Source organism: Microcoleus sp. S13C4, assembly GCF_036700865.1.
Classification (GTDB): Bacteria; Cyanobacteriota; Cyanobacteriia; order Cyanobacteriales; family Microcoleaceae; genus Microcoleus.
Genome location: NZ_JAUBPS010000137.1, coordinates 1 through 5,505 on the forward strand (window position 1 = coordinate 1; position 5,505 = coordinate 5,505).

The 5,505-nt window shown below is 44.5% G+C and carries 5 protein-coding genes; 4 read left to right on the top strand and 1 reads right to left on the bottom strand.

All coding sequences use genetic code 11. The annotated features are described in order from the left end of the window. Window positions 1-295: 295 nt before the first annotated feature. A complete protein-coding gene (locus QT996_RS27975) occupies window positions 296-1,099 on the top strand; it encodes an SDR family oxidoreductase (protein ID WP_333050724.1) in 804 nt (267 codons plus the stop codon). A 142-nt stretch (window positions 1,100-1,241) separates the two neighbouring features. Beyond that, on the top strand, window positions 1,242-2,276 hold the full coding sequence (locus tag QT996_RS27980) for an NAD(P)-dependent alcohol dehydrogenase (protein ID WP_333050725.1): 1,035 nt from the start codon (window positions 1,242-1,244) through the stop codon (window positions 2,274-2,276). 60 nt (window positions 2,277-2,336) lie between these two features. On the opposite strand, the gene QT996_RS27985 is transcribed toward QT996_RS27980, so the two are convergent. Then, the gene (locus tag QT996_RS27985) at window positions 2,337-3,146 is read right to left on the bottom strand and encodes a calcium-binding protein (protein ID WP_333050727.1); all 810 of its coding nucleotides are present in this window, start codon (window positions 3,144-3,146) and stop codon (window positions 2,337-2,339) included. A 197-nt stretch (window positions 3,147-3,343) separates the two neighbouring features. Between QT996_RS27985 and QT996_RS27990 the strand changes: the two genes are divergently transcribed. Beyond that, window positions 3,344-4,324 (top strand): ATP-binding cassette domain-containing protein, encoded by a 981-nt coding sequence (locus QT996_RS27990; RefSeq protein ID WP_333050729.1) that lies wholly within the window; start codon window positions 3,344-3,346, stop codon window positions 4,322-4,324. An 80-nt stretch (window positions 4,325-4,404) separates the two neighbouring features. Beyond that, window positions 4,405-5,193, top strand: a complete 789-nt coding sequence (locus tag QT996_RS27995) for an ABC-2 family transporter protein (protein ID WP_333050730.1) — start codon at window positions 4,405-4,407, stop codon at window positions 5,191-5,193. Window positions 5,194-5,505: the final 312 nt, after the last annotated feature.

The following is a 5,505-nucleotide window of genomic DNA, read 5'->3' on the forward strand; positions in this document are numbered from 1 at the left end:
TTCGTAATTCATATTATTAATCTAATTTTTTCTTTTATTTTACCTAGAACGAGCGCACTTTCGCAAGAGGTCTAATATATACATAGCAATTTTTGCACAAATCTGAACTCTTCCTCTTCTCTTCTCCTCTCTTCCTTCGTGTCCTTCGCGGTTCGTTAAAAAAAAAACGTTACCGAAGCACAAAAAATTTATATACTCAATAATTATTAATGTATAGCGCCTAAAATTACCTGACCTCTGTTATAGTTTCAATATCGCAAAAAACAAATTACCCAGTTACAATTTATAACTATCTATGGCTCCTACAGTTTTGATTACAGGCGCTTCTCAAGGAAGCGGCAAAGCAACAGCAATTTTATTTGCAAGTAAAGGTTACGATGTAGTGATGGTGGCTCGCCAGCCAGAGAGATTGGCAGCAGCAGCGGCTCAAGTGCAGCGAGAAGGCACTTCCGCTGTAGCTATTCCGGGGGATGTGGGCGACATTCAACAAGTGCGCGCGATCGTCCAAAAAGCCCTAGATGCCTGTGGCAACATCGATGTTTTAGTTAACAATGCTGGCATTTGTCTCACGGGGGCGATCGAACACACTACCTCCGAAGACTGGCAGCAATTAATGAATACCAATTTTTGGGGATGTGTTAACACAATTCAAGAAATTTTGCCACATTTTTTGCAACGAAAAACTGGCACCATAGTCAATGTTGGTTCTATTGGTGGCAAAATGCCTTTGCCTCAAATGACTGCTTATTGTGCCAGCAAATATGCAGTAACCGGTTTAACAGAAAGTTTGCGATTGGAATTAGCGCCTCAAGGTATTCACGTTTGCGCCGTGCATCCGGGCCTGATTAACAGTGATTTTTTAGAAAGAGCTCAATTTCGCGATCGAGACGAACCGGGAGTCGAATTGCGCCGCCAGAAAATGAGCCAAATGCTAAAATCTGACTGGGCAACTCAGCCAGAAGATATTGCTAAAGCTATCTGGGATGCTGTGAAAAATCAGCGTGCAGAAGTTACCGTCGGTCCTGCTTTTTTGGCATCGGAAGCTTATCGTTTGTTCCCCGGTTTGATGCAGTGGGCAATGGAAAAGGGCAAGTTATAATCCTAAGTGCTAATGGGTAATTAGTAAGGTGCGCCCTAAGGAACAGACAAATTATTAGTAACGCGCCTCAGTCCTAGGGGCCGCTTCACTTGAATATATACAACTAAAGAAAGAGACTGTTAAACTCGTCCCGAACACTATAATGGCAAGCAAACCAGGAAATACCACCATGCAAATCAAAGCACTGGCAGTTAAAAAAACAGGCGGATTGCTTGAAGAATACAAATTCGATGTCGAACCTCCCAAAGTACATGAATGTCTGATAAAAGTGTTAACTTGCGGCATCTGTCACTCAGACTTGCACATGATTGACAACGATTGGGGTCAATCAAAATATCCCCTCGTTCCGGGCCACGAAGTTATCGGAGAAGTGGCAGAAATAGGGCCGCAAGTGACTCATTTAAAAGTGGGAGATCGCGTTGGTGTCGGCTGGCAAAGGTCGTCTTGTTTGCAGTGCCGCGACTGCTTGCGCGGTAACGAAAATCTCTGTGATGAAAACCAGGGATTAATTGTTACAGGCCCGGGCGGTTTTGCCGATTATTTGATGGTAGATTCCCGCTTTGCTTTTCCTATTCCTAAAGGCATCGATTCCAAAATAGCGGGGCCGCTGTTGTGCGGCGGGATTACGGTTTACGCCGGTTTGCGGAATGCGGGGATGAGTTCGGGGCAAGAAATTGGCATTCTCGGCATCGGCGGTTTGGGACACATGGCGGTGCAATTTGCGAAAAAATTGGGCAACCGCGTTACTGTTTTTACTACTTCCCAAGATAAGGCAGAATTTGCACAAAAAATGGGGGCAGACGAAGCTATTGTAGTAGGAAAAGGCGAAATTCCTCAAGCCCCCAGTAGCAAATTAGATATTTTGTTGAGCACTGTTCCTGCTGCTTTAGAGTGGGTTCCTTACATTGATTTTCTCGATTCTGACGGTGCGCTTGCTTTTGTGGGAGTTCCCGACGCACCTTTGAGCATTCCCTTGTTTCCGTTGCTGACAAAGCGACGCCGAATTATGGCTTCGCCGATCGGCGGTCGCGCTATGATTAATGAAATGCTGTCAATTGCAGAGAAGTTTGGGATTGAGCCGATTGTTGAAGTTTTTGCGATCGCACAAGCGAATGAAGCAATGCAGAAAGTCCGGGACAATCAAGTGCGCTATCGCGCAGTTTTGACCGTGAGTTAGATAATTCGTAATGGGTAAGGTGCGCTAGGCGCACCCTACTAAAGATATATAAGCCACGAATTAAAGCAAAGAATTAGCATTAATAAAACGACCGTTTAAATCGGCTGGGGTCACATTCAAAACAGTACCCAACAAAGCATTAGTAAAACCGAATCTAATATTAGTAGCTTCCACACGGCCGTTGCCATCGGGATCGAGACTTCGCTGCGAGATGCCACCCTTGGCTAACAAACTCGTTCCCCCCGATATGGTTGCAGGATTGAGCAGCAGCAGTCTCGGATCGTTTAAGCTATAATTTACCTCTTCCAAGGAGATATTGCTGCTGGTAAATTCCACACTAATTCCAATCGAATCGTTAGACTTATCAAAATCCACAATTACCGCGTCCGGAACTTCAACGCCAACTACTCTGATTCCCGCTTGATCGACTCGAAAAACAAAGACATCGCTCCCGCCACCACCTTGGTAAATATCCACATCTCTGTCGCCAATTAAAGTATCACTACCTTCACCGCCAACTAACAAATCAATACCTTGTCCACCGCGCAGCAAATCATTTCCCGCACCCCCATTAAGGAAATCGCTATTTCTATCTCCTGTCAAGAAATCGTCGCCAGTTTCTCCCAAAACATCGTCATCATCTTTGCCGGCGTAAATAGAATCATTCCCGACACCACCTAACAGACTGTCTTTACCATCGTTGCCGAAAATCCGTTCTGCATCTGACGAGCCCCTGACAGTATCATTGCCACCCAGCATCCAAAGTCCCCCAGAAAAACTAGCAAGTTGTCCTGGTGTAAGTGTAATATTTTCAGAAGAATTGTCTCCTACCAAACGAGAGATGCCTGAATTATCGGCCGTGAGTACCATAGTTGTAAACTTTGTGCGATGTGATCGTGGATATTTTGCAATATTCTAAAGCTGAGTAGGGTGCGCCAGAACACAGTTACTTTTTCTGAGCGATCAAGCAATCGGTGGCGCACCCTACTACACAGCTCGATCGCTACATCTTGGCACAAGCCTGATGGAAATACCCTAGATTAAAATAAAAGTTAAAATTTGAGCCGATGCCAATTATCTTAGTTGAAGATTTGAGCAAAGTTTATCCGGTAGCGATTAAAGAACCGGGACTTAAAGGAACAGTGCGGCACTTTTTTAACCGCACATACCGCAATGTCAAAGCTGTTGAGGGCGTTTCTTTCAGTATTGAACCGGGGGAAGTCGTGGGGTTTCTCGGCGCTAACGGTGCGGGCAAAACTACTACGCTGAAAATGCTGACTGGGTTGATTTATCCGTCGGCGGGTACTGTGAGAGTGTGCGATCGTACTCCTTTCCGTCGCGAAGCAGATTTTCTGCAAAGAATCACCTTAATTATGGGGCAGAAACAGCAGTTAATTTGGGATTTACCAGTGCTTGACTCTCTGCGAATCAATGCTGCTGTCTACGGCATTCCCGATACAGATTATCGGCGGCGAGTCGGAGAATTGACAGAGATGCTGTCACTAGAAGGCAAGTTAAATCAGGCGGTGCGAAAGCTGTCTTTGGGCGAACGCATGAAAGCTGAATTGATGGCAGCACTACTGCACCAGCCGGAGGTATTATTTTTAGATGAACCGACTTTAGGTTTGGATATAAACGCACAGTTTAGCGTCAGGCAATTTTTGCGAGAATATAACGAGCGCTATCAAGCAACAGTGCTGTTGACGAGCCACTACATGGCTGACATTACTGCTTTGTGCAAGCGCGTTTTGTTAATCCATGAAGGTCAATTAGTTTATGATGGCAGTTTGGACGGATTGCTCGATCGGTTTGCACCTTATCGGGAAGTTCAGGTAAAATTAGCTAAGCCGCTGGCAAAAGATAGTGCTTTTGCTTACGGCGAGGTAGAATCTATTGAGGGAAATTCTGTACGCTTTTTAGTCACAAGGGAAGAGCTGACGGTGAGCGTGGCGAAGATTTTGGCGGAGTTGGAAGTGATAGATTTGACTGTTACTGACCCGCCCATTGAAGAGGTAATTGGTCGCGTTTTCCGCACGGGAAAAGTGTAACAACAATTTACGCATAAACTCTACTTGTATGGTGCACATCAGGAACTTTAATACTGAACACTTTAAGATCTCAAATTAATATGACACGATTCATCAAAATTGCTAAAACTTTGTTAGTTACCTACTATGCTTATGCCCTCGAATACCGGGCAGAATTGTTTGTGTGGGCGCTGTCGGGAGCTTTGCCTTTTATCTTGATGGGCGTTTGGATGCAGGCGGCCGAGAATGGTCAATTTGGGCTGAAGTCGATCGACTTTACCCGTTATTTTTTAGCCACTTTCATTGTCAGGCAAACAAATGTAGTTTGGGTGATTTGGGAGTTTGAAAAGGAAGTAGTGCAAGGCACGCTATCTAATAGATTGTTGCAGCCTCTCGATCCCGTATGGCACCACTTCGCATCTCACGTTTCCGAAAGGTTTGCCAGGCTGCCCTTTGTATTGGGATTAGTGCTGCTGTTTTTTGCACTTTACCCGCAGTCTTTTTGGCTGCCAAGTTTGGGCAGGTTTTTGCTATTTTTGTTGGTTATCGTCTTGGCTTTTTGCTTGCGGTTCTTGATACAGTATACCTTTGCGCTGTTTGCTTTTTGGCTGGAAAGGGCAAGTGCGATCGAGCAATTCTGGTCTTTAATTTACCTGTTTTTATCGGGACTTATCGCACCCCTAGAAGTGTTTCCTGCACCCGTGCGCGAAGTAGTTTTGTGGATGCCGTTTCCTTATTTGATTCATTTTCCCGCTTCAATCTTGATCGGATTGCCCGTAGATGTAGGCCGCGGTTTGTTGGTGATGCTGGGTTGGGGTGCGGTGTTTTTTGTGTGGAACCGCTGGCTTTGGCGGCAGGGTTTGAAGCAGTATTCGGGCATGGGCGCTTAAATAATAATTAAAAATTAGAAAACTGTAAGGTGCGTCACAGTAAAAATATTAATCGTTTTGTCAAAAACACTTAGCTGACGCGCCATACTTAACTGTGGAGTAAATCTAATACCAATTTCATGTGAAGTTGCATATAATAGAGAGGTAGCGTTGATGGTGCGTTTTATGGCTCGTATTTTAAAAATCACAATTGAAGAAAGCGTATAATTTTTAGAAAAACAACTAAAAAATACTCGTAAGCTGTTGCACATTTAAACTGTGATACAAGCATTACCCTTATTTTTGATTTTGCGACCCCATTTAATTATTAAT

Coding starts and splice junctions, on each gene's coding strand:
- QT996_RS27975 (WP_333050724.1), top strand. CDS start 296: ATGGCTCCTACAGTTTTGATTACAGGCGCTTCTCAAGGAAGCGGCAAA.
- QT996_RS27980 (WP_333050725.1), top strand. CDS start 1,242: ATGGCAAGCAAACCAGGAAATACCACCATGCAAATCAAAGCACTGGCA.
- QT996_RS27985 (WP_333050727.1), bottom strand. CDS start 3,146: ATGGTACTCACGGCCGATAATTCAGGCATCTCTCGTTTGGTAGGAGAC.
- QT996_RS27990 (WP_333050729.1), top strand. CDS start 3,344: ATGCCAATTATCTTAGTTGAAGATTTGAGCAAAGTTTATCCGGTAGCG.
- QT996_RS27995 (WP_333050730.1), top strand. CDS start 4,405: ATGACACGATTCATCAAAATTGCTAAAACTTTGTTAGTTACCTACTAT.